Source organism: Winogradskyella sp. MIT101101, assembly GCF_047126865.1.
Taxonomy (GTDB): domain Bacteria; phylum Bacteroidota; class Bacteroidia; order Flavobacteriales; family Flavobacteriaceae; genus Winogradskyella; species Winogradskyella ouciana.
Genome location: NZ_CP138982.1, coordinates 3,005,941 through 3,030,755, shown reverse-complemented (window position 1 = coordinate 3,030,755; position 24,815 = coordinate 3,005,941). Strand labels below are relative to the sequence as shown.

The window sequence follows — 24,815 nt, the reverse complement described above, 5'->3', positions numbered from 1 at the left end:
ATTAATCGTTAATAGCCGTAATTTCTATGTACGCAATCCTAATTTCTTCTTCACCACTTGCATATCCATACATAGCAAAATCATTTGGATCTTCTGGATCTGCATTACCGATACCTCTCATAAATAGGGCTATACTATCATTAGCTTCTGAGTTGAATGTGTATATGTAAGTTTGGTAGTCATCATTTCCCGGATTAGGAATTACTTGTACAAATAGATTATTTGCAGGATTTTCCATATCTGCAACTGATCTATAACCCCAAAAACCTGTGGCTGAATTACCTTGAGGCATCAATGCCGTATCCGTATAATATGTTGGTGTGTAACCAGACTCATATCCACTACTTGCTAATACTCTAACCTCTAAAGAACTTGGAAGCATTTCAACACCAACTAAGTTACTATGTCTTACGGATAACTCTATTTTGTAATCTGCATTTGGCACCACTGCAAATTCTTGATATGCATGGTCTGGCTCAGCATTATCAAGTTTAAGCACATCTGAACCACTTGCTGTACTTGATTCGCCTTGCTCACCTAAATCTCTATTTATCCAGCCAGAACAGGCACAATCTGAACCTGAAGATTTTGGTAATTTTACAAATTCTGCATTTACAATCAACGGGTCAGGAACTGCAGGTGCTTCTGGCTCAACCAATTCTACAGTATCAACAAAAGTTGAAGTTTGACCCAAGGCATCAGACGCTACCAAGGTAACCGTATAAGATCCTTCACCTGGATACGTGTATACAGGGTCTACTTCGGTAGAGGTATCACCATTCCCAAAATCCCAACTATACATTGTAGCATTGCTAGATTGGTTTGCAAAAGTAACTATAGTAAAGTCTTCAACTAGTTCCCCATTTGTGAACGTAAATTCAGCAGTTGGAGGAGTTTCATCTTCCCTAGAATTAGCCTCTGGAAGCTCGTCTATGAAGTCACATGAAAATGTAACTAAAGTAAAAACTAATAATAGTATCTGATTAGCTCTTAACATAACCTGTTTTTTATAATTTAATTTATTCATAACAATTTTTTTAATTTGGATATCCAGGATTTTGTGTCAATATACCTTGACTGATAGAAATTTCAGCCGATGGTATTGGTAGTAATAATTCATATGCCTGAAAATCGTGGTTATTGGCTGCCGAAAATGCAGACAAAACTTCTTGTGCAACGCCAAAACGTTTCAAATCTAAGAATCGGTGATTTTCAAAAGCCAACTCTACTCTTCTCTCGTCCATTAGCATTTGCTTGGTTACTTCTGTAATTGGCTCAGCTGTGCCAGCTCTTTCTCTTACTGCATTAAAAGACGTTATGGCATCAATAGAACTTGTTTCTTGGCCGCCAGCTAAAATGGCTTCAACATGCATTAGGAGCACATCTGCATAGCGTGTAACAATCCAATCATTTCCTGCAATTCTAGGATTTGCTGGTGCTGATGTAACACCAACATTTTCATCTATAATTGGTAAGAATTTAACCGTCTGGTATTTTCCAGGGTTACCTGGGTCTTCTCTATAGCTAAATTGACCTCTTACGCCACCTATGTCATTAAAAGCAGCTACAAGCTCGTCTGTAGCATAATTTGTACCAGTACCTCTACCAACTGCATCTAAAAATTCTGCTGAAAAACCTTGACTATCACTAACTTGAGTATCGTCAAAAGCTATTCCAAAAACAGTTTCATTATTTGATTCGTTATAAAATATATCTAGAAAATTATCTTCTAAGCTATAGACTTCACTTGCTATTACAGACTCTAGTAATACTTGAGCGTCTAAGTAGTTGCCTAATGTAAGATGCACTTTAGCGAGTATTGTTTGTATGGCACCTCTTGAAGCTCTATTTCTAGATGAAATATCTAAACCACTATTTAATGCAAAATTGAGATCATCTAATATAAAATCGTAAATTAAATCTTGATCTACCCTAGTAAAAGCTATTTCAGTTTCTTCAGGTCCAATTGTTCTATCCACCAATGGCACATCTCCATAATAACGCACAAGATTAAAATAAGCATAAGCTCTTAAAAACCGTGCTTCTGCTTCAAATAAGGGCGCATTTTCTTCAGATGCATTCTGTAAGTTTTCTAATACCACATTAGCATTAAAAATAATTCTGTACATACTTCTATAGTATGTGGTTACGGCCAAAGTTTGAGGTAGAACATTAAAGATTTCAAAATCAAACCCTTGAGGTGAACCACTTTTAGTACGAGCATTATCACTCAACACCTCACCCATTTGATATTCAATCTGAATACCTAAATGCGGATTATTGAAGCCACCATCACCTTCTAATGGATTGCTCCCTTGTAAGCTATGGTAAATATTAAATATACCTGCTTCTATTTCTTCATCATTATTAAAGAAATTATCCACAACAACGGCCGATGTAGGTATAGGCTCTAAACCACATGATACTAAAAAGACCATTAATAAAATAGTAAATATTTTTTTTGATTTCATAACTATTAATTTATGTGTTAAAACTGGGCGTTTAACCCAAGTGTTATTGTTCTTTGTATCGCCGTACCTCCTCTTTGGTAACCTGTGGTTAAGGCTCCTAAAGGCAAGTTGCGCTGATGTTCTGGATTCCAACCAGTATAATCGTCTGCTGTAATAAAGAATAAGTTTTGACCCGTTAAATATAATCTTAAACTTGTCATATTTAAAGAAGATGTAAGATCGTCTGGGAAATTATACCCTAAGCTTACCGTACGTAAAGAAACATAACCTGCATTTTGTACCAACTGATCCGTAAAAATACGTTGTACTAAAAATTCTTGGTCTGGAGCTGTAGCTGGGTTAAAATCCACAGTATTACTATTAAAGAAATCATATACATACTGATCACCTAAGTTATAGGTTTTTGCACCATGACTACCTTGAAATAAAAAGCTGAAATCAAAGTTTTTATATTTAAACTCATTTCCGTAACTCCATATTAAGTCTGGGTAGGGATCTCCCAATATTGTTTTATCATCTTCATCTATTAAACCGTCTCCGTTTAAATCTTTTGCGTATACAAATTGTGTTTTATTTCCCACTTGTCTGAAGGGGTCATTTAAAAATTCAAATGGAATTTCTCTATCGAATACGTAACCGTAGAATGATGAAATTGGTCGCCCTACTAAATTGATCCATTCTACTAATCTACTACCATCTTGTGTGTTTACTATTTGTCCACTAGCATCCCCAAACTCGTTTAAGGTATTTTCATTATGTGACGCTACAACTGAAGCCGTCCATCTAAAATTTTCATTACTTATTAAACGCGTTTTTAATTCTAATTCGAAGCCTTTATTTTCAACCTCGCCAATATTAATCAGTCCACTTGTAAAGCCGGTTGTTCCTGCAACTGGTTGGTCTATCAATAATTCATCACTTGTTCTTACATAATATTCTAAAGAACCAGATACGGCATTGTTGAAAAATCCAAAATCTACACCAGGATTGATTTCTATTGAGCGTTCCCACTGCAATAACTCATTCGGAATGTTGACTGGGTCAAAACCTGCAACTGTACTACCATCTATAACAGCACTAGAACCACTTAAAAGCGCTAAAGAAGGATAGTTTTCCCTTAAGAAACCGCCTCCAAAATCATTTGTTCCTGTGACACCATAACTTATTCTAAGCTTTAGTTGATTAACCCAGTCTGATTCTTCTAAAAATGGCTCGTTAGAAACTACCCAACCAGCTGAAACCGCCGGAAATATACCATATTTGGTATCACGTCCAAATACCGAGCTACCATCAGCTCTTACACTAGCGTTAAATAAGTATTTATTATCATAAGAATATATAACTCTTGCAAAGAACGAATTTAGAAAATTCTCATAATCAAAGGCTGTAGCTTCATTGATGATAGATCCACCGCCAACATTTGGTATTACATCAGAGGTAAATCCACTAGTCTCCAATTGAGATTCCTCCGCAAATCTATGTTCAAAAGAGATACCAGCGACAGCACTAATATCATGATTGCCAAACGTTTTATTATAACTAAAAACGTTATCATTAATTAAAGCATATCTACTTCTAGTATCATAAGATGCGTTTGCACCAGCAGCCCCATTTCTAGATTCGTTAATTCCTTGATAGTCCGTGTTAATTCTATTTTCATAAGTCGCAGTAAATGATGACCTAAAACTCAAATCACTATTAAACTTATAATTAACATATAAATTTCCATAAAACTTATATCTGTTCTCAAAACGTTTACGCTCTAACAACTTAGCTAAGGGGTTAATATTACTGGTATTACTAATGTCTGTACCGCTTGTTACCGGAACACCTTGAAAATTTCCGGATGAGTCAAATATACTTGTAGCACCTGCAGGAAATTGAAAATCATCAAACATTCTTTGCAATACATAATCACCAACTTGTGCATCAGCATATCTTCCACCATCTCTAACACGATTTACAAACTGTATATTAAATTCATCTAAATATGCTGGCACCCATGATGGTTGTCGGACAACATCATAAAGCCCTGTAGCACTAAAACGTCTTCTTTTAGTGAATGATGGAGTAAAACTTGCCCCAATTTTAATTTTATCTGATAATTCTGTACTTACCTTAACTTGTGCATTGTATCTTTCAAATTCATCAGTCAATAACACACCATCATCATTAACGTAACTAAGGTTAATATTATACTTTGTCTTTTTACTACCACCTCGTACAGCAAAGCTATGACTTTGTATAAAGCCACCATCTATTACAATGTCTTGCCAGTTATTTTCTGCATTTATTAATTGTCTCATTTGGCTACCTAAAGAAAGTCCACCTGTAATAGCTATCTCTCTTTGAAGCTCACCCTCAAAATCGATATCATAATCTTCGCTTTGCAGACCCTCCTTTGCACCGGTAAACGTATTATAAGTAAATTTTGGTTTACCTTCTTCACCTTCTTTGGTTGTAATTTGTATAACTCCATTTGCACCTCTAGATCCAAAAATAGCGGCAGAAGCTGCATCCTTTAAAACCTCAAAAGACTCCACATTATTCATATCAATATTGGTCAAGAAATCTGAATCCACAACTGCTCCATCTACTACAATTAGCGGTCCAGCGTTTGAAGTAATAGACCCTACACCTCTTATTCTAATGGTAGGTGCACCACCTGCTTCACCTTCAGAATTGCTAATATTAACACCTGAAACTTGACCTATAAGTGCCTCATCAATTCTCGAAACTGCGATTTGATCTAGTTTTTCATTCTTTACTTTAGAAATGGCTCCAGTCAATAAGCTCTTCTTTTGTGTACCATAACCAATGACGACAACTTCCTCTAATGCATTTTTATCTTCAGCCAGTACGACATTTAAGGTTTGTTGATTATCTATGATTACCGTTTGTGTTGTATAGCCTACATACGAAAACTGAAGCACATCACCTTTGGTTACTTCAATTTGATACTTTCCATCAAAATCCGTAGATGTTCCCCTTGTAGTATTAACAATAATAATGTTTACTCCCGGAATAGGCATTTTATCCGATTCTGAAGTAACTACTCCACTAAGAGTGTAACTCTCTTGGGCTAATGCTGATAAGCTAAAAAAGCAAAAAACAACAACCGCAAGTCTAAGTTTAAAATTCATAATTTTTTGAGTTAATTAGTATAGTTAGAAAAATTGGTTTACCAATCTGGTTTACCAAAAATAGAAAATTATTTGGCATTTCCTATATTTTCGTGAGAAATAAATGTTAAACTTTAAGAATTCCTAGATAAAATACTCGTAAATAATAGCAACTGGGGTTTTTCTTATGATTGCTTATCCCCAAAATAAGATACTCCATCACCAGTTAAGAAATCTTCTCTTACAGGACTAAAGGTGTCGATTAACATACCTTCTTCCAAACAAACTGCACTATGCAATAAGTTAGGTTCTATATACACTCCGTCTCCTGCTTCTACAATTTGTTTTACACCATCAATTTCAAATTCAAATTTACCTGAAACACAATAGGTAGCTTGTGTATGAAAATGTTGATGTGGCGAGCCTAATGCTCCTTTATCAAATTTTACTTTAACCATCATGATTTGGTTATCATAACCTAAGAATTTTCTTGATACTCCTCCACCAAGCTCTTCCCATTCCATGTCTTTTGATATGATGTACTTTTCACTAAATCTTTTCATATGTATTTATTTTATTGATTTTATTTAAAATAATAATTACCTGTCCATTGGTAATTAGTGTCGTTAATTACAATGTTATGCTTCGCTTCCTTTGAAGCATTGGTATTTGCTGTTATAAATAGTTTTGTGTTTCCTTTTACTGAAGTTATTTCTATTGCTGTGTAATCTTCAGTATCTAAAACAACTTTTAAATTTTGAATACTGCTATTAGAATTCACTGCAGATTCTGTAACTGGACTGTAACTTCCATGTGCTTCAATAGTAGAAACGAATAAGGTGTTTTTGGCGTTTTTACGTCTTAAGATTAACGCTGGATCGCGACGCAAATTAAATTCTGGGTCATTGGCCCCTAGTCTTGTAAATAGTATTTCATCGTTAGAATTAGTCGCAGTCGTGAACGTATAAAACTTATTATTGTTGAACCATGAGAATTTTGAATTGTTGGGATTGGCTTTTCCAGTTGCTTCTACATATAAATGCTGATAGCCATTTTTAGTTCCTAAGGGTTTTAATGTTTCGGGTGTCTTGTAGTCAAAATTGGTTTGTAGAACTTGTCCGAAATAATAAAAAGGAAAATCGTATTGGTTAGCTGTTGCTGATGTCACCTTCATAATATCAAGCATAAAAGGCTTTTCAAAATCTTCATCTTTTATGATTGCCATCGTTCGAAGCATTTCGGTTCCCGGATAGGCATTTGTTTCTTTTGCGCTTACTATTTGTACGTTATCATCCTCCGAAGAAAAATAATGTAAGACCGAATGATGCTGACTTCCTATATCATACTTCCCATTAAAATGAGAGGTTTCATTTTGAATTACCGTATTATGTGCTATGGATTGTTTTGCCCATGTCGTATTTTCCTTTAAATAATTTCCCCCTCCTTTTTGCTCGATGTTCACAAAACGTGCTAATCCGTAATCTTGAATGACTTCTTCACCGTTTTCATATAATGAATAGGACAACTTATCGTAATGCCCATGACTGGAACCTTGAGACGCGTACTTAAACACTAGCTCAATATCGTCATTTCGTAAAATACCGACTCCACCTTGTTTACCTTCTGGTCCATCACTAAGATTAATGGATTTCTTTTCAAAAGGTTCTGTTTTATCCTCTTTAATACCAAGTGCAACTGCCAAACCAGAATCGTCTAACAACACCTGATTTTGTTTTTCTGCAATACTCAATAATCCTGGATCTTGATTTCCATATTTATAAGAAATATCTACAGCAGTAACCAAGGAACCCGTGTAATAAGACATTCCTTTTTGACCGTCGTTAAGCGGGAAGAAATCGCCATCTGCATCAGATAAATTCAATAAGGCATTAATCGATTTTAATAGGACGCCATCTTTATATTCAAAAATCTTAAGTTCTGGTTTTACGTTATGTAACCCTGTTGCGAATACTAAAAACGGATACATAGCGTAACGTTGGTAGTATGGGCCTTCATTATAATAACCATCTGGCGAAAATGGTTCTTCGATATTTGCTAAAAAGCCTGCTTTTCCGTCCTTATTTAAATATCCGCCGTCATCATCTTTTTTATTGGCATCTAATTTTAAATCTTTTATTCCGTACAACGCACGATTTATTAATTCTTCATCATCCATCACCAAACCTATCATACCTACTGCTGCATTTCCCCAAGTACTGTGGTTGTGTACGCGTTGGTAAAATTGTGGGCTATCCACGGAAATATGATCTGCAAATGGTCGGAATAGATTGGTTTCTAATTTATTGCGCTCTTCTTCGGTTAAATAATTATAAATACAATCGTAAGCCTGACTCACATATACCAACCAATTGGAATCGTTTAAACATTGCCAGAATAATTTACCTCTTGCATACGATCGTGTTTTTGGATGAAGCGGTAAGGTTTTATACAAAGCTTCATACTCCATCAACATGTCTTTAACGTACTTGGCATATTTTTCGTCATCTAAAATTTGGTAGAGCAGACCTGCTTTTTGTAACACAAACCAATTGCGTTTGTGTGTGACGTGTGTGTAACCACCAGAATAATCTTTTGGGATTGGTACGTCTATGCCTTTTTCAATTTCAGCATCTATTTCTGCTTTTACTTTTTCTAAAGTTTGGTCGAAAATTGGAATCGTACCTAATTGTGCTCTGATATCTTTTACACCTTGAGCGGTTAAAATGAGTTTAGGATGTTGTGCCTCTTCAGTTGAATCGCTTTTCACCGCAGATTCTTCTTTGCATGAAAACACAACTAGTAATAATAGAATTAAAGGAAATATATTGCGTTTTTTATTCATTCTAATTGTTTAGACTTAAATTGGTTAACCAATTTGGTTTACTAAATATACGATAATCATTTAATTCTGAAAATATTTTCAGAATTACATATTATATACACCACCATTAATATCAAGCGTTGCACCTGTAATAAAGCCATCATATTCTGAAGCTAAGTATAATACAGCTCTAGCAACGTCATCTGGATTTCCTGCGCGATTAATCGGAATGCCTTCTATAGTTTTAGCTGCAGATTCTTTTGTGGTATGTGTATCGTGGAAAGACGTACCCAATATTAAACCTGGTGCTACAGCATTAACACGAATCCCTTTTGGTCCAACCTCTGTTGACAGTGCACGTGTATAGGTTAGGATGGCTCCTTTACTCGTTGCATACACTAAAGAACCTGGATGACCACCTTTACGTCCTGCTAATGATGCTAAATTTACAATACTACTGTTCTCATTTTTTGCTAAGTGTGGCACTGCAGCTCGAGTTACAAATTGCATTGAGGTCATGTTGATATCCATAACTTTATGCCAAAAATCGGCATCTAACTCATTCAGCATTTTACGAGCAACCAATGAACCTGCGTTATTAATAAGGATGTCTAAACTTCCGAAGGCTTCAATTGTTTTTTCAACAACTGTATTAGCATCTGTTTCTTTAGTTAAATCTCCTTTAATTGCTATTGCTTTTTGTCCTTTACCTTTAGCATAATCTACCAACGTATTGGCAGTGTCTGAACTCGAAAAATAGTGAATAGCCACATTAGCACCATGATCTATAAAGTGTTTTGTTATGGCTTCGCCTATACCTTGTGCTCCAGCTGTAATGAGGACATTTTTTCCTGCTAATTTATTATTCATCATAGTGTTATTTTACTTTATCGTTTTTACTGAAATATCCTTCGTTTGAAACCGCATTTTTACTTACCGTAATGCTTCCATCTTTAAACCACACTTCTACATAATTGCCATCTGCATATTGTTTTTTAACGTCACCTCCATGCGTTTCTGCACCAGAACACCAGTTTCTGTTTTCTTCTGGCGATTTCCCATTGGTTTGATTATAAGCACCTAATTTAAAAAAACAACCTTCACCAGCATAAGCCTCTTTTCTTTCAACTCCATCTTGACCAATTGGAAAGAACAACTCTCTTGTTTGGGTTGGAATATCTTCCTTTGTTGTGTATTCTGATTCGATTAAATTTTTAGTGAAGGTTTTAGTGTCATGACCATCGCTTTTGAAGGTTAAATACATCATACCATCTTTAACCTCAACTTCGTAACTGAATACTTCACCCAACTCAATACCATCTTCAGGTTCTTCTGGATAGGTGTTTTCTGTATCGCCAACGACTGAAAAATCGTGTCCCCAAACTGCAGTTGAATAATCCCATCGTCCGGAATTATCATCACCAGCTGTATTGATTTCATAATGCCAAAACACCGAACCTTTTTTATGTCCAGGAAACTTCTTGTAGAAGATTTTTAACGGTTCATTTTCATGACCATCTGCACTGTGGATTTGGCCAACTACTACCGAATGTGTAGAAGCAACGCGTGCATCTCCTGTAGAAGACACATTCATCACCTTTAAAGTGGCGGTCAATTTATCGTTAGCGGTTTTGGGATACCACTTTTTGGTTTGCGCTAATTCTGTTCTTGTGTTATTAGACGTTCCGTGTGTGTTTCCGCCATTAGGTGTTTTAAAAACTACCCAATCGCCTTGGTCGTCTGTTGTGGTGTAGAAGTAGTCTTTATGTTCAAAATTGTTTGCTATACCGACGTTAGACCCATCTCCTAAAATGAGCTTCCAATGGTCGAAAAACGGAATGACATCATTTGCAAGTAACATTTCTTTTGCTTCAGCTTCAGCTTCATCCTGTTTTTTAGTTTCATTTTTACAACTATTTAGCGTTAGTATCAATCCTGAAACTACTATTATTGATTTGATGGTATTATTCATAATTAAAATTTTAGAAATATTCGGTTAATGCAACAATTCCGTTATAAGAAATTACTAGCGAAAAGAATAACGCAGCGAACAAACCAATGTTTATTCCAAGTCCTGTTTTGTAATCTTTCATGACTTTTTTATTGTTGACAATCAAAATGATTCCTAATATGACTGCAGGCAAAACAAACACATTAAAGACTTGAGACAAAATTTGAATCTCAATAGGATTTGCGCCAAAAGCTGGACCTATTAAAGCGACCAAACATGCTATAAATGTTATAATTCTGAATTGTTTTGAATTGGTATCCAACTCGCCTGACTGGTAATCGGCAATCAATAGTGGTGCAATTAACAAACATGGAAAAATAGATGATAGTCCTGCACTTAAAGCACCAAAAAAGAAAATAGTCACAGCCCATTTACCTGCAACTGGCTCTAAAGTGTTTGCCATATCTAACACGTGATTGACTTCTTTACCGTCGTAGAATAAGGCTCCTGCAGCTACTGCCATAATGATTCCGCTAATTAAGAAAATTAAAATTGCAGCAGTAATCGAATCTCTTTTTTGTTGTCCTAGGTTTTTGATGGTCCATCCTTTTCCTTTTACAAATAATGGTCTTGATAAAAATGTTGCTGCAGCCATAGTAGTACCAACAAACGCAGCGACTAACATTTTGCCACCAGGCACATCTGGTATAGTCGGAATTAATCCTTTGACAACATCAACAGGTAAGGGTTGTACAAAGAATAATGACAGTATAAATGACAATGCCATCATGCTTACAAAAATTACCAGAATTTTTTCAAAGAACGTGTACTTCCCAACTAATAATAATAGGTAAAAAATAACTATGATTGTAATAGCAGTTGCTAAAACAGTCTCGTATTCATAAGCCGCTAAACCTTCAAAATTTATGGCTAAAATTTCGTAAATGATGTTAGATGAAATCCCTAGAATTCCCATTAAGGAATTCCATTGTCCGAAGGTGACACCAATGATGATTAGTATCGCTAATGCTTTACCGTATTTGAGATGTTTTTTAAATCCGTAGAGTGCAGTTTCACCTGTTAACAAGCCATAATTCCCATAGACAAACATTAATATGCCAGAAAACAGACAGCTTAAAAACAACACCCATAATAATTGCATATTAAATTTGCTACCAGCAACAATCATGGATGTGACACTACCTGTACCAATGGTATAGCCTATGGCGAAAATACCAGGACCAAAGCCTAAAATTAGCGCAATAATCTTTTTAAGGAATGATGATTTTGGTTGATTGATTTCCATAATATTGGTTTGTTTTTAGTCCCAGTTGGTGTGATAGCTGTTACCTGATGCATCATCTATTCGCTGATAGGTATGGGCTCCAAAATAATCGCGTTGTGCTTGTATGATATTTGCTGATGCATACTCGGTTGTGATTCCGTTTAAAAACTGAATGGCTTCATTTAAAGCTGGTGTTGTAATATCATTATAAATACATTGTGACACTACCTTTTTTGCTGACGGTTTATATTGATTGATGCGTTGAATCATTTCAGGATTCATCAATATATTTGTGGTGGTTTTAAAGACTTCAACTAAATCTTGCATTAACGCAGATTTGATAATACAACCACTTGTCCAGATTCTGGCGATTTCACTTAGATTTAAATTCCATTCAAATTTGTTGGACGCTTCAACAATGAGTTTAAAACCTTGGTAATGGTTGATGATTCTCGCAAATTGATAGGCTTCTAAAATTTCAGTTTCAGATAGCTTTAAATCTGAAGTTTTATCACTTTTAAAATGACTATTTAGCTGAATTCTTTCCTCTTTATAAAATGATATATATCTTGAAAATAAAGCTGAAGCAATTAAAGTACTTGGCACTCCAAGTTCCGCGGAAGCAATAGTCGTCCAGTTACCTGTGCCTTTATTTCCTGCTTTATCAAGTATTTTATTGACTAACCAATCGTTGCCTTCTTTCTTTTTGAAAATGACTGTTGTGATGTCTAATAAATAACTGCTTGCTTTGCTTCTCCAACTATCTAGAGTATTGGCAATCTCGTCTGAATTTTGACCCATTACTTTTAAAATAGTTGCCACCTCTGCCAGTAATTGCATTTCTACATATTCAATACCATTGTGCACCATTTTTATAAAATGCCCACTTCCGTCAGGTCCAACATAGGTACAACATGGTAAACCATTTTGATCTTTTGCAGAAATAGTTTCGAGATAATTCTGAACCTGTTTATACGCTTCCAAATCACCACTTGGCATAATGGATGGTCCTTTTAATGCGCCTTCTTCACCACCTGAAACTCCTGCACCTATAAAGTGAACACCTTTAGATTTTAGATAGTCGTTACGCTCTTTTGTTTTTTTATAGTTTGAATTTCCGCCATCAATTATAATGTCATTTTCAGATAAATGAGGTAGCAAATCTTCAATCACATAATCAATCGTTTTTCCTGCATTAACCATGAGCATGATGCATCTTGGCTGCTGCAAAGAATTGACAAAAGCCGAAATATCATCAAAAGCTTTGGCTTCAGATAATTCTTTAAATTCTACTTTAAAATTTTTGGCAACATCTACTTCAACACCATCTACATGTCTGTTAAACATGGAAATTTTGAATCCGTTCTTGGCTAGGTTTCTACATAGGCTTTTTCCCATTACTCCAAGTCCAAATAGTCCAAATTCTGATTTTTCTTCTAACTGATGTTTCACTTCATTAATAATTTCTTGTGGCTTCTGACTAATATCTATTGTAATTGCATTTTTTGGTTCTTCTAGTGTATCGAATTGAGGTTTTAGTAAATCTGAAGGCATAAAATGACCTTTTCTACTTTTTAATCTTTCTAAAATCTTTTCAAAAGAACCCGATAAATGGACCCATTTTGTTCGACTATTAATACCTAAACTTAAGGTATCGCGATACTTTTGTTTTAATGCTGAACACACAATGACGCAACTATTTTTAGTAAGTTGCTGTTTCGCTAAGTGGTTTAAAGCCTCTAACCAACCTTGTCTGTCGTCATCATCTAAAGGCTGTCCGTTTGACATTTTTTTGATGTTACTTTCTGGATGGAAGTCGTCACCATCAAAAAAAGGAATGCTTAATTCTTGAGCTAGTAGTTTTCCGATTGTGCTTTTTCCACAACCAGAAACTCCCATTATGAATATTACATTATTCAAGGCTCTATTTATTAGGCTCAGTAGATGGCCCTACAGTTGCTGCTTTAAACCAGACTTCGGCGTAGCTCCCATTTGCATATTGTTTGGCTATGTCACCACCATAAACTTCTGATTTTGTACTTTTAGGATTAGCTTGGTTGTAAGCGCCTTGTTTAAAATAATTGATTTCACCAGCATACGCAGTATCTCTCTCAACTCCTCCTCCTTTTTCTCTATTAGCATATACTCTTTTGACTTGCTCTGGAATAGCTTCTCTTGTCGCAAATTCTGACTGAATTAAGCTTTTAGTGAATGTTTTTGTTTCGTGACCTTCACTTATAAACGTTAAATACATGATCCCTTTATGAACGTTAACTTCATAACTGAATTCCTCGCCTAATGCAATGCCATCTTTTGGTTCATTGGGATAGGTTGTAGCATCTGTACCAACTACAGAAAAATCGTGCCCCCAAACTGCTGTAGAATAATCAAACCTTCCAATATTATCTCCTTCTGTATTAATTTCGTAATTCCAAAAAACAGAACCTTTTGTGTGACCTGGAAATTTTTTATAGTAGATTTTTAGTGGTTCGTTTTCATGACCTTCATCACTATGAATTTGCCCAACAACTACCGAATATGAGGAAGCAGCTGTAGCATCACCTGTAGTTGATACATGCTTAACTTTTAAAGTCCCTGTAAGTTTACCACCTTCTTCTGGAATCCAGTGTCTTTTTTCGCCTAATTCTGTTCTTGTGTTGCTAGAGGTTCTTGACGTAACGCCTGAGTTTGGTGTTTTGTAAACCACCCAGTCGCCAGTATCATCACTTTCAACATAAAAGAAACCCTCCTTATGAAATCCAATTAAATCATCTGAACGTGTCCCATCTCCTAACAGGATTTTCCATTTATCCATAAAAGGAATGACATCACTTGGATAAGTGATTGATTTAGAATCTTCATCACTTTGCTTCTTATCCTTATTCAGGCAACTGCTAATAATGAGAGTAAAACAAATGACAAATAGAAGTAAGGTTGTGGATTTTAAATTTTTAATGCTCATATTCTTTCCATTTTAATTCTTAATGAATTGATTAATTGATGCTTCAAAATCTATCTTCTTATAGCTCCTGATGTATCTCCTTCCATTAAGCTTTTTACGTTTTCAAGAGAAACTGTATTGACATCTCCCGGAACGGTATGTTTTAAAGCACATGCAGCCGAAGCAAATTCAATAGCCTGCTCATCTCCATAGTGTAATAATCCATAAATTAATCCAGCTGCAAAAGCATCTCCAGTACCCACGCGATCTATAATGTGGGTGATATTCAACATATCGGATTTGATGTATGTTTCTCCATTCCATAACTTACCCTGAATCTGATGATGTGATGCGCTGATGGTTCTTCTGGTTTTTTTAACCACTTTGCTGACGTTAGGATAAAGGCCTTGTAATTTTTGGGCTAAATCCTGAAATTTATCTTCGGGATGAGCAAAATCAAATATTTCGCGAATTCCACGACTACTGGTAATCACAACATCACAATGTTCAACCAAATCTGGTATAACCTCTTGCATTGGCTTGCCATATTTCCACATATTGCTTCGGGAATTGATATCACCTGAAACGGTAATTCCCATTTTGTTCGCAGTTCTAATAGCATCTAAACAACATTGTGCAGCGCCTTCTGTAATTGCTGGCGTAATGCCTGTCCAATGAAACCAATCTGCATCTTTGAGCACATCTTCCCAATTCACCATGGACGGTTCAATCAATGAGAAAGCAGATCCTTCTCTTTCGTAAATGACTTCACTAGGTCTATGTACGGCACCTTTCTCTAGAAAATACTTACCTATCATATTATCTCCATAGATAACATGCTCAGTGCTTAACCAATGTTTTCGTAAAAATTGAGTAGCGGCTTTGCCAAGGGCGTTATCAGGAAAACGAGTCACATGAGCAGCTTTCATGCCCAAGTAAGCACAAGAAATGGCTACATTTGCTTCACCTCCACCATAAACAAGTTCAAATGAAGAGGCCTGCGAAAATTTCTCATATCCTGGTGGTGATAAACGCATCATTACCTCTCCGAATGTTATCACTTTTTTAACCATAGTACCTAATACATCAATTTCATTTTCAAGTTTTCTTCGGTTTTTATTGTACCGGAATTAGTGAACGTATTGTCAGAAGCCGAATTGTTTTTCGCTCCCCAAAGAATGGACACAAACTGTACATTATTGTTTTTAAAAGTGTTTTCTGTAATGTTTACATTAATAATTCCGTAGTGATTTAATAGGATTCCGTTTTTCTCTTTTGCTCCGCAATTAGTAAACGTCGAGTTTTTGACTAACAGGTTTCCACCAATTGTAGATTCATCATAACCACCTCTATAATAATCTATCACATTGGCTTTTATATTGGTGAAACTACAGTTGTCAATAGTAAGATACTCCGTGTTATAATCTCCTTTGTCATTGGTTTCTTCAGATAACTCCAAACCGTTTTCACAATTTGAAAGCGACGTATTTTCAAAAGTGATGCGCTCAGCAAAAGATTCTTTGTAAACTTTTAAAACATAATTGAAATCACTGATCTCAGAATTTGAAACCGTTAGACCAAAGTGATTGGACATACCTTCTTTTAAACTTGCAAAGGCATAGTTTGAATTGTTACCTTTTAAAGTAACATTGTTTATGGTTAATTTGCCTTTTGGCTGCAATGAAAACAATGGAGAATCCGCTTTACCAGAATATACCAATTCTGCTTTATTATTTCCTTGGGATTGAACGGTAATTGACTTATTGACTACTATTGATTTGCTTATATTAAAAACACCTTCAGACAAAGCAATGATATCTCCATTTGCTGCCTCATCAATTTTGCTTTGCAATTCTTCAACATTAGATACCGAATGGGTAGTCGGTTCTTTAGCTTCAACTTCGTTAGAATACCAAGTGGTTCCATATTTAGATTTATCTAAGATGTTTGGGTTTGTAACATCCACTCCCACAACTGCACCGATAATTTTGTTATTCTTTCTTGAAGTACCAAAAAGGTCACTTTCAATGGTATTAAAATCAAAACCATTATAAGCTTCCATTTCATTAGGAATTCCTATTGGAAGATAAATATTATCAGATATTTGTTTTAATTCTAAATCAACTTCAACAATACCTCCATTAAAATCCTTGAAATCTACACCCTGATTATCAACGACATTATTTTTGAACAACACACCGTCTGCTTTATCGTTTTCAACCACTATATTTTCAAGTCCATTCTCATTATAAATTACATTATTGGCGACTGTAGTTCTGATAGCTCTTGCCGAACGAATTTCGGATGCTGGTAAAACCTCTGATTGCGCCAAATTTTGACCTACACCAAACTGCCAAGGCGAACTGCAATTTACATAGGTATTGTAAGCCACAACCACATCGGTAACCTGGTTGTAACGATTCAGTGGCGATTTTGGAATACCGTTCATAACGGCTAAAGGACTTCTAAAACTTTTTCCTTTTAGGTTATAAAAATAATTGTTGGTGACCCAATGTCCTGTATTGATGATTCGGATGCCACCATAATTTTCGTTGACACCATCACCTATAAAATAATTGCCGTCTATGGTCACATAATTACCATGTCGCGTCACTAAAGAACCTTCACTTTTATAGAACACATTGTTTCTAAATTCATTGAAGTTGGTTTTGCTTGATATGACCTCAACTTCACCATTACACTCTTCAAATAAATTATTGGCAACTAAGGTATGACTTGGTGACATTGAGGTATAACTATCACCTAGCTGAATGGTTTCTCCGCTAGGACCACCTTTTACAGGTCTTGGTCCAAAATGATTGTTAATGATTTGATGATAGTTCTTAATACTTTCTACACCTGCAATGCTTACCCTTACGGTAGGTCCTCTATTGGTTTTTCCTGCAATGTAGCAGTTGCTTAACTCATTATGTCTTCCCCAAAATTGCACCCAAAGATCGCTATTATCTCTTTTTGGTTTATTAAAGTCCTCAATAACACAATTTGTTACTTTACAGTTATTTGCTATTTCATCTAGCGAATCTTTATGGCTAATTTTAAAATCTATGACTGCATTTGATGGCGAAAATCCATTTTTAAAATGCAAGCCTTCAACCACGAGGTATTCTCCTCCAAATTTTAGATAGGATTGACCTTCAATACTAACTTTTCCTGGAGTTTCGGCTCTTAATACAATAGGGTTGCCCTCGCTTCCCTTTCCTCTAAATTTAATTTCAACATCCTTCCATATTCCATTTGCCAATACAATCTCATCACCAGCTTTACTATCTTTAAGTGCAGTGTTTAATTCTTCACTGTTTTTAACTAATATTTCATTTTTTGTAGAGTTTTCATTACAAGCAAATACAAAAGCTAAAATGAGAAATGATATAATGATTTTTTTCATAAGGTGGACGTTATAGTATAATTGAATATAAGTATTTAAAACAAAAGCCTTTTAAAAAAAGGCTTTTGTGATTAGGAATAAAATAAAACTACTCAATAATTATTCTTTTTGTAATAATGGCTTTAGAATCAGAAGCTATTTTAACTAGGTACAATCCAGTTATTAACTCAGAAACATCAATGCTCCCATTATCAATATTTGTATCTAAAACTTTTTTACCCAATAAGTTAAACACTTGTACTTTTAAATCCGCATCGTTTATATTAGTTTCAATATTTAAAACTGTTTTCGCTGGGTTAGGATACAGTCTAAAACTATTAGAATCAAAACTTTCAGTTGAAAGTGTATTCTGGCTTGGGTTTGGACCACCAATATGATTTAGCTCTGAACCTTCAAAACTTTCCGGGTAAGCTCTAAGAGCACTACTACTAGAACTCATAACCCAAAAATCACCTGCCATAGATGGTGTACTTGCGCTTGGCAAATCAGATCCAACCCAATCTGAAGTTGTCTCGTCGTTTGTTAACGCATCACCTGTAGAATCACCTATTCTACCAGCATAATCAAACTGAGTACCAGGAGTACTTATAATGGTTGCGCCTGCAGGAGCAATTACTGTTGGTGTTGTTGCTTCATTATTCTCTAAAAACACTACTGTTGAATAAGCAACTGCTAGCGTAGTAGACTGACTGTTATCTTTAAGAAGAGCTACACTATCCAATACTGTCCATCCATCCCAAGTAGTACCATTAGGAGTACCGTCCTCATCTGGATCAATATCATCTCCTGTTGATGGTGGCGTGGATGTTTGAATTAGCATAATGGTATGGGATTGACTTTCTACATCACCTGAGAATAAATCCAATCCTACTGTTGCAGCCGGATTGATGCTGTAAAAATTTCCCGTTTGAGCTGCTACAAAATAACCATTTGTTCCTGTTGAAAAAGTACTTATGTTGATGACTTCGTCAACCCTTCCTTCATCGCTATCTCCATCACCTTCAATTGTTACAACATACATGTCTGTTAGAGGTGTAGAGGCAGTACCTCTAATCTCTATGAAATTGTGCGGTGTATCTGTCCCTGGTGGATCAAGCATAACTTCGTTTAAATAAAATTGCGCACTCCCAATTTGAGTTGCTAGCAATAGCGTAATAAGTAATTTTGTTTTCATATTAATTGATTTTAGTGTGTTACAGATTAATTATTATACTTTTTTTGATATAAAAAATGTATCTGAGTCTGTATCTGCATAAACTATATCATCTTCATTATTGTCATCATCTTTGTGATTATTCTATAAATTATTAGGGTTCAAAAGATCTAATTCGTCATTACTAGAGCAACAAAACAGTATCGATAGAGCTAAAACATCAAGAATAAAATATAGTCTAACTATAAATTGGTTAACCAGTTTGGTTTACCAAATATATAAATAATTCTTTAACAATCAAATTCCAAGCTATATTTAACAATATTTCAAACCTAAAGATTTGTGAGTTCTGCAACATTTTCATAATTTTAAATAAAAGCAAAAGTTATGAAACCCATATTATTAATCTTGGCAATGGTTGCTACTGTAATGAGTTGCAGCCGAGATGAAGACCACAATTATTCTGCAATTGAAAACTTAATTGGCCAATGGGAACTACAAAGCAGAATTGTTAATGACACCGACCCACAACCAACCGACGATGACAAATTTATCTTTAGAGATGATAATGACATTAGAGATTTTAAAGGCTTGTTTACCTTAGAGAGCAATGATGCAAGTTCTGGTACATTTAAGATCACCAACAATGGCAATGTGATGGAGTTTGAAACATCCAACGGAATTACCTTTTCTTATGAATACATTTTAAATACTGCCACTTTGGTTCTTGGCTATACCAATACAGATGATGACGTTGTTAAAGAAACTTGGATAAAAACGAGTAATTTTATAGACTAAATGATTTAAGGTTGCCATTGGGTAGTAAACCAAGAGGCTGGCAATGTTAAAAAAACTATTTTAATATTAAAAAGGTTCTTCCTTGGGAAGAACCTTTTTTCTAAATAATCTGTTTGGTTTTAGGGTATAACCTCTAGTATCACTCGTCGCAGACGAGCGCTAGCGAGGGAGGCATAAGTAAAATAGTTTTTTCATAAATTTGAATTGTAAAGGTTAGACTTAATTTATTTAGGTTTAATTATAAGGCACCGCTTTATTGCCGTAAAGCGGTGCTATTTGTTTTTATTATTGCGTAAACTGTGCATCAAAACGACCTTCGGTTATTTCATAAATGGCTCCTGTAGTAGGGTCTGTAATTGTAAATTCGAAAATTGCTGAAACAATATTTGAATCTGTATTAAATTCGGTAAATGTAATGTTACCATCTATCTCGTCAGTAGTTACGGCATTGGGGCAGAAGCAATCAAAAGATACTTCAGAGAAAAAATTTCCGTTGTTTCTCGATCCTAATTGAATTTCGGTATCAACTTCAATTTCTTTCATCCATGATAAAATAATAATTTGAGTAATTGGTAATAATTCATTGTCTGAACCAATCCCAAAATAATACTCGCCATCCACTAATTGGTAAAAGCAGTTAAAAAAGCCAGAGTTATCTACAAAAGGCTCACCATTAACGAGGCACCCAAAGGTGCCCTCGCCAGTCTGCGTAGCTGGAGGTAGGCAGTCCACTCCTTGGCAGCCGCCATCGTCGTCTTTTTTGCAAGAGGTAAGCGTAAATGTTAGTAGTAGAATTAATAAGATTTCTCTACCGAAGTTTCGGTATCGGAATGACAAATAATTATTTATTTTTTTCATAGTTAAAAAGATTTGGTTTCTTTTATTTTTATAAAGTTAAAAATTATTGAGTGCATTTTTATACGTAGAACTACGTATTATCATTTTAATAATTTTTCTGTAATTATATTATTATATATGCTTGTGTTTCTAACTGCTATAAAGAGTTAATTTTTTAAAAAAGATTAAGCTTTTAGCTTAATAAATATTGTAAATAATCGAAACAACATAGATTTAATATTGCACATTATGTAAAAGTGAAGTATGCTGATACTATACGTAAAGTTACGTATTTGCACAACTTTAACATATAAAACAGAAAAATCCTCATTCAAAACAGAATAAGGATTTAAAATTAAGTTTGTCTATGCTTCGACTGGGCTAAGTAAAGGCAAGCTCAATATAGAGCTATAATAAAACAGCTATTCAATATAACCCTTCTCACGCATCCAATCGTCATTAAACATTTTACCTACGTAACGACTTCCATGGTCGTGATAAAGGACTACCACAACATCTTCTGGTTTAAAATGTTCTTTTAATTGTAATACTCCTTTTATAGCAGCACCTGCTGAGTTACCCAAGAACATGCCTTCTTCTTTTGCCAACAATTGCGTGTAAACCGCTGCATCCTTATCGGTTACTTTGGTAAACCCATCGATAATACTAAAGTCCACATTTTCTGGTAATATGTCTTCACCAATACCTTCAGTGACGTAAGGATAGATTTCGTTTTCGTCAAACTCACCTGTTTCATGATATTTTTTAAATACCGAACCATAAGTATCCACTCCCCAAACTTTAATATCCGGATTTTGTTCCTTTAGGTACTTCCCTACTCCAGAAATGGTTCCACCTGTACCCACACCAACTACAAAATGAGTAATCTTACCGTCTGTTTGTTTCCAGATTTCTGGTCCAGTGCTTTCATAATGTGCTTTGGTATTGCTTGGGTTATCATATTGATTGACATACCAAGAATTTGGCGTTTCTTCACCCAAACGCTTAGACACCGAATAATAACTACGTGGATCGTCTGGCTCAACATCTGTTGGGCAAACCACAACCTCAGCTCCCATAGCCTTTAGCACATCCATTTTTTCTTTAGACTGCTTATCGCTAATCACGAAAATGCACTTGTACCCTTTTACAATAGCAGCTAAGGCCAAGCCCATACCTGTATTACCAGAGGTTCCTTCTATAATCGTTCCACCTGGTTTTAGTCTGCCGTCAGCTTCGGCATCTTCTATCATTTGCAATGCCATACGGTCTTTCACCGAGTTCCCTGGGTTAAAGGTTTCGTATTTAGCAAGTACCAAACAAGGCAGCTCTTCAACCAGTTTATTCATTTTTACTAAAGGAGTGTTTCCTATAGTCCCTAATATATTTTCTGCGTAGTCCATAAAATCAATTTGCGGTGCAAATTTAAGTATAAAGTAATAAGTAGAAAGTAAAAAGTTGGTTATGTTTTCAATGGCTTTTAATCAAACCGAATGGCCTTCACCGGTGAAATTCTTGAGATGATAATTGAGGGAATCATCAACATTAATAAACAAGCAATGAAAGTTCCTATATTCAGTAATAAGATGTAGTCCCAACTGATATAAACTGGTGCTTCACTGACGTAGTAGGTATCTGGATTTAGAGGAAATAATTTAAAATACTTCTGAGTGAATAATAGGCCAAGTCCTATAAGATTTCCCCAAATTAAACCCAAACCAATAAGATAGGATGCATTATATAAAAACACCTTTCTTATGGACCAATTAGAACTTCCCAAGGCTTTTAGAACACCAATCATATTGGTACGCTCTAAGATCAGCACCAATAGTGTGGTTATCATGTTAATACCAGCAACGATAATCATAATGGCGATGATGATATTTGTGTTGCTATCAAAAATTTTGATCCATTCGAAAACCGTGTAGTATTTTTTATTGACAGGTCTGGCATTGAGATAAGAACCTGACTCTTTATAAACCTGTGGAACTATTTCATCTAATTCTGAAAAATTATCTACAAAAACTTCAAAACTGCCTATTTCGTCAGCCTTCCATTTATTGAGACGTTGTATATGTCTTATATCTGCAATGCAGAATTTTTCGTCCAATTCCTGAAAGCCTGAATTATAAATTCCTACGATTTCATAATTGATAATACGTGGTGGTCTTTCAAGATTTTCACCAAATAAGGTTTGAAATTTATCTCCGACATTAAAACCTAATCGATTCGCCAAATAACTTGAAATTAAAATCTCTTCATTTCGTTTTCCTGTAAAATCGGGCAGACGACCTTCTACCAAAAACTCTTTAAAATAATCCCACTTATAATCAGCTCCTACGCCTTTTACCACGACACCTTCAAAATCAGTTTCTGTTCTGATAACGGCAAACTTGGTAGCAACGGCTTGTATGTGTGTTACTCCTTCAACCGAATTGAATTCAGGGTAAAAATCTTGATCTTTGGAAATAGGCACTTGGGATTCATCGGAAGCATTGGTATCAAAATTGGTAATTTCTATATGACCATTAAAAGCCACAACCTTATCCCTTATCTTTTGCTGTAAGCCCAAACCTGTGGCAATAGCAATGAGCATAACAATAATACCAATAGCAATTGCGGCAATTCCAATTTTAATTATTGGTGCCGAAACACTACTTTTATACGCTTTACTGCCAATAATGCGTTTAGCTATAAACAACTCAAAATTCAAAATCTAAATATGCGTTTTAAGGTTTTCAAAAATACTGTTTTATTATTTGTCTTGGTAGCGATTTCTTGTGGAGGAAAAGTTGGAAGTGAAAAAGTGAAAGCTGAAAGTTTGAAGCAGGAAGCTCGAAGCACGAAGCCAAAGGATAACAAAGCAATTGTTGTTGGTGCTGATCAAACGGAACAGTATTTACCATTGCTTAAAGGAAAGCGTGTTGGTGTTGTGGCGAATCAGACGTCTGTAATATTTAAAGAGATTGCCACGTCTCGTAAAAAAAACGAGACTCACAATGACAGTTCATTTGTACATTTAGTTGATTCATTATTAGATTTAGATATCAACATCAAAAAAGTCTTTTCACCAGAGCATGGCTTTAGAGGTACTGCTGATGCTGGTGAAAATGTAAAAGATGGCTTGGACACCAAAACAGGTTTGCCTATTTTTTCACTTCACGGAAAACACAAAAAGCCAACCAAAGAACAGTTAGGGGATTTAGATATTGTGGTTTTTGATATACAGGATGTTGGTGTTCGATTTTATACCTACATCTCTACGTTGCATTATGTTATGGAAGCTTGTGCAGAAAACAATGTACCTCTTCTTATTTTAGATCGGCCAAATCCTAATGGCAATTACGTTGATGGCCCTGTATTGGAAAAAGAACATAGTAGCTTTTTGGGCATGCATCCTATTCCATTGGTTCACGGTATGACGATTGGTGAATATGCACAAATGATTAATGGTGAAAAATGGTTAAGCAATGGAGTTACTTGTGATATCACTGTTATTGAAATGGAAAATTACAATCACGATAGCCTCTACAGTTTACCTATTAGACCTTCACCTAATTTACCAAATGATCAATCCATTACGTTATATCCGAGTTTAGGTTTGTTTGAAGGCACCAATATTAATGCTGGCCGTGGTACAGAGTTTCAATTTCAACGTTATGGAGCTCCCTTTTTAGATAAAAGTCATTATGAATTCAGCTATACTCCAAAACCAAATTTCGGCTCTAAATATCCTAAGCATAAAGATGACGTTTGTTATGGTGCAGATTTATCTAATGTTAAGGCTGAACGGAAATTTACCTTAAAGTACGTTATGGATGCATATAAGCATGCTACGGATAAATCCAAGGTCTTCAATACGGCTAATTTTACAAAGCATGCAGGAACAGCGAAATTGCAACAACAAATTGAAGCTGGACTAAGCGAAACTGAAATTAGAGCAACTTGGAAAGATGATTTGGATGACTATAAAGAGGTGAGAGAGAAATACCTAATTTACAACTAAACTATTTTAGATACTTCGACTGCG

Annotated in this window: 18 protein-coding genes; 2 read left to right on the top strand and 16 right to left on the bottom strand. The window is 35.3% G+C overall.

Annotated elements, in window-relative coordinates:
- Position 1 precedes the first annotated feature (1 nt).
- From SIB89_RS13645 to SIB89_RS13585, 13 genes are all read right to left on the bottom strand, one after another.
- Positions 2-1,027 carry a PKD domain-containing protein gene (locus SIB89_RS13645; RefSeq protein WP_412560217.1) on the bottom strand — a complete coding sequence of 342 codons (1,026 nt, stop codon included), beginning with the start codon at positions 1,025-1,027 and terminating at the stop codon, positions 2-4.
- A gap of 10 nt (positions 1,028-1,037) precedes the next feature.
- Positions 1,038-2,471, bottom strand: a complete 1,434-nt coding sequence (locus SIB89_RS13640) for a RagB/SusD family nutrient uptake outer membrane protein (protein WP_412560216.1) — start codon at positions 2,469-2,471, stop codon at positions 1,038-1,040.
- A 17-nt stretch (positions 2,472-2,488) separates the two neighbouring features.
- Entirely contained in the window at positions 2,489-5,614 is a 3,126-nt protein-coding gene (locus SIB89_RS13635) for a SusC/RagA family TonB-linked outer membrane protein (protein WP_412560215.1), read from the bottom strand.
- 164 nt (positions 5,615-5,778) lie between these two features.
- Positions 5,779-6,156: a cupin domain-containing protein gene (locus SIB89_RS13630; RefSeq protein ID WP_412560214.1), complete on the bottom strand. Its 378-nt coding sequence runs from the start codon at positions 6,154-6,156 to the stop codon at positions 5,779-5,781.
- 20 nt (positions 6,157-6,176) lie between these two features.
- A complete protein-coding gene (locus tag SIB89_RS13625) occupies positions 6,177-8,435 on the bottom strand; it encodes an alginate lyase family protein (protein WP_412560213.1) in 2,259 nt (752 codons plus the stop codon).
- Positions 8,436-8,519: 84 nt separating this feature from the next.
- Positions 8,520-9,287, bottom strand: coding sequence for an SDR family NAD(P)-dependent oxidoreductase (locus SIB89_RS13620; protein WP_412560212.1), 768 nt, complete (start codon positions 9,285-9,287; stop codon positions 8,520-8,522).
- A gap of 4 nt (positions 9,288-9,291) precedes the next feature.
- Complete coding sequence (locus SIB89_RS13615) at positions 9,292-10,386, bottom strand: polysaccharide lyase family 7 protein (RefSeq protein WP_412560211.1); 1,095 nt, start codon at positions 10,384-10,386, stop codon at positions 9,292-9,294.
- A 10-nt stretch (positions 10,387-10,396) separates the two neighbouring features.
- Entirely contained in the window at positions 10,397-11,671 is a 1,275-nt protein-coding gene (locus SIB89_RS13610; RefSeq protein ID WP_412560210.1) for an Nramp family divalent metal transporter, read from the bottom strand.
- Between the two features lie 15 nt (positions 11,672-11,686).
- Positions 11,687-13,570 carry an NADP-dependent phosphogluconate dehydrogenase gene (gndA, locus tag SIB89_RS13605; protein WP_412560209.1) on the bottom strand — a complete coding sequence of 628 codons (1,884 nt, stop codon included), beginning with the start codon at positions 13,568-13,570 and terminating at the stop codon, positions 11,687-11,689.
- A gap of 4 nt (positions 13,571-13,574) precedes the next feature.
- Entirely contained in the window at positions 13,575-14,612 is a 1,038-nt protein-coding gene (locus SIB89_RS13600; protein WP_412560208.1) for a polysaccharide lyase family 7 protein, read from the bottom strand.
- 50 nt (positions 14,613-14,662) lie between these two features.
- Positions 14,663-15,652, bottom strand: coding sequence for a sugar kinase (locus SIB89_RS13595; RefSeq protein WP_412560207.1), 990 nt, complete (start codon positions 15,650-15,652; stop codon positions 14,663-14,665).
- A gap of 17 nt (positions 15,653-15,669) precedes the next feature.
- Positions 15,670-17,997, bottom strand: a complete 2,328-nt coding sequence (locus SIB89_RS13590; RefSeq protein WP_412560206.1) for a chondroitinase-B domain-containing protein — start codon at positions 17,995-17,997, stop codon at positions 15,670-15,672.
- 88 nt (positions 17,998-18,085) lie between these two features.
- On the bottom strand, positions 18,086-19,171 hold the full coding sequence (locus SIB89_RS13585) for a T9SS type A sorting domain-containing protein (RefSeq protein ID WP_412560205.1): 1,086 nt from the start codon (positions 19,169-19,171) through the stop codon (positions 18,086-18,088).
- A gap of 366 nt (positions 19,172-19,537) precedes the next feature.
- Between SIB89_RS13585 and SIB89_RS13580 the strand changes: the two genes are divergently transcribed.
- Positions 19,538-19,948: a lipocalin family protein gene (locus SIB89_RS13580; protein ID WP_412560204.1), complete on the top strand. Its 411-nt coding sequence runs from the start codon at positions 19,538-19,540 to the stop codon at positions 19,946-19,948.
- Between the two features lie 285 nt (positions 19,949-20,233).
- Here the strand turns inward: SIB89_RS13580 and SIB89_RS13575 are convergent, their stop codons facing one another.
- The 3 genes from SIB89_RS13575 to SIB89_RS13565 all read right to left on the bottom strand — a co-directional run bounded on the left by SIB89_RS13575 (position 20,234) and on the right by SIB89_RS13565 (position 23,498).
- A complete protein-coding gene (locus tag SIB89_RS13575) occupies positions 20,234-20,806 on the bottom strand; it encodes a hypothetical protein (RefSeq protein WP_412560203.1) in 573 nt (190 codons plus the stop codon).
- Between the two features lie 401 nt (positions 20,807-21,207).
- Positions 21,208-22,188, bottom strand: a complete 981-nt coding sequence (locus tag SIB89_RS13570; RefSeq protein ID WP_412560202.1) for a PLP-dependent cysteine synthase family protein — start codon at positions 22,186-22,188, stop codon at positions 21,208-21,210.
- A 77-nt stretch (positions 22,189-22,265) separates the two neighbouring features.
- Positions 22,266-23,498, bottom strand: coding sequence for an ABC transporter permease (locus tag SIB89_RS13565; protein WP_412560201.1), 1,233 nt, complete (start codon positions 23,496-23,498; stop codon positions 22,266-22,268).
- A gap of 9 nt (positions 23,499-23,507) precedes the next feature.
- On the opposite strand from SIB89_RS13565, the gene SIB89_RS13560 reads away from it, so the two are divergent.
- Complete coding sequence (locus SIB89_RS13560; protein ID WP_412560200.1) at positions 23,508-24,791, top strand: exo-beta-N-acetylmuramidase NamZ domain-containing protein; 1,284 nt, start codon at positions 23,508-23,510, stop codon at positions 24,789-24,791.
- The last annotated feature ends 24 nt before the right edge of the window (positions 24,792-24,815 follow it).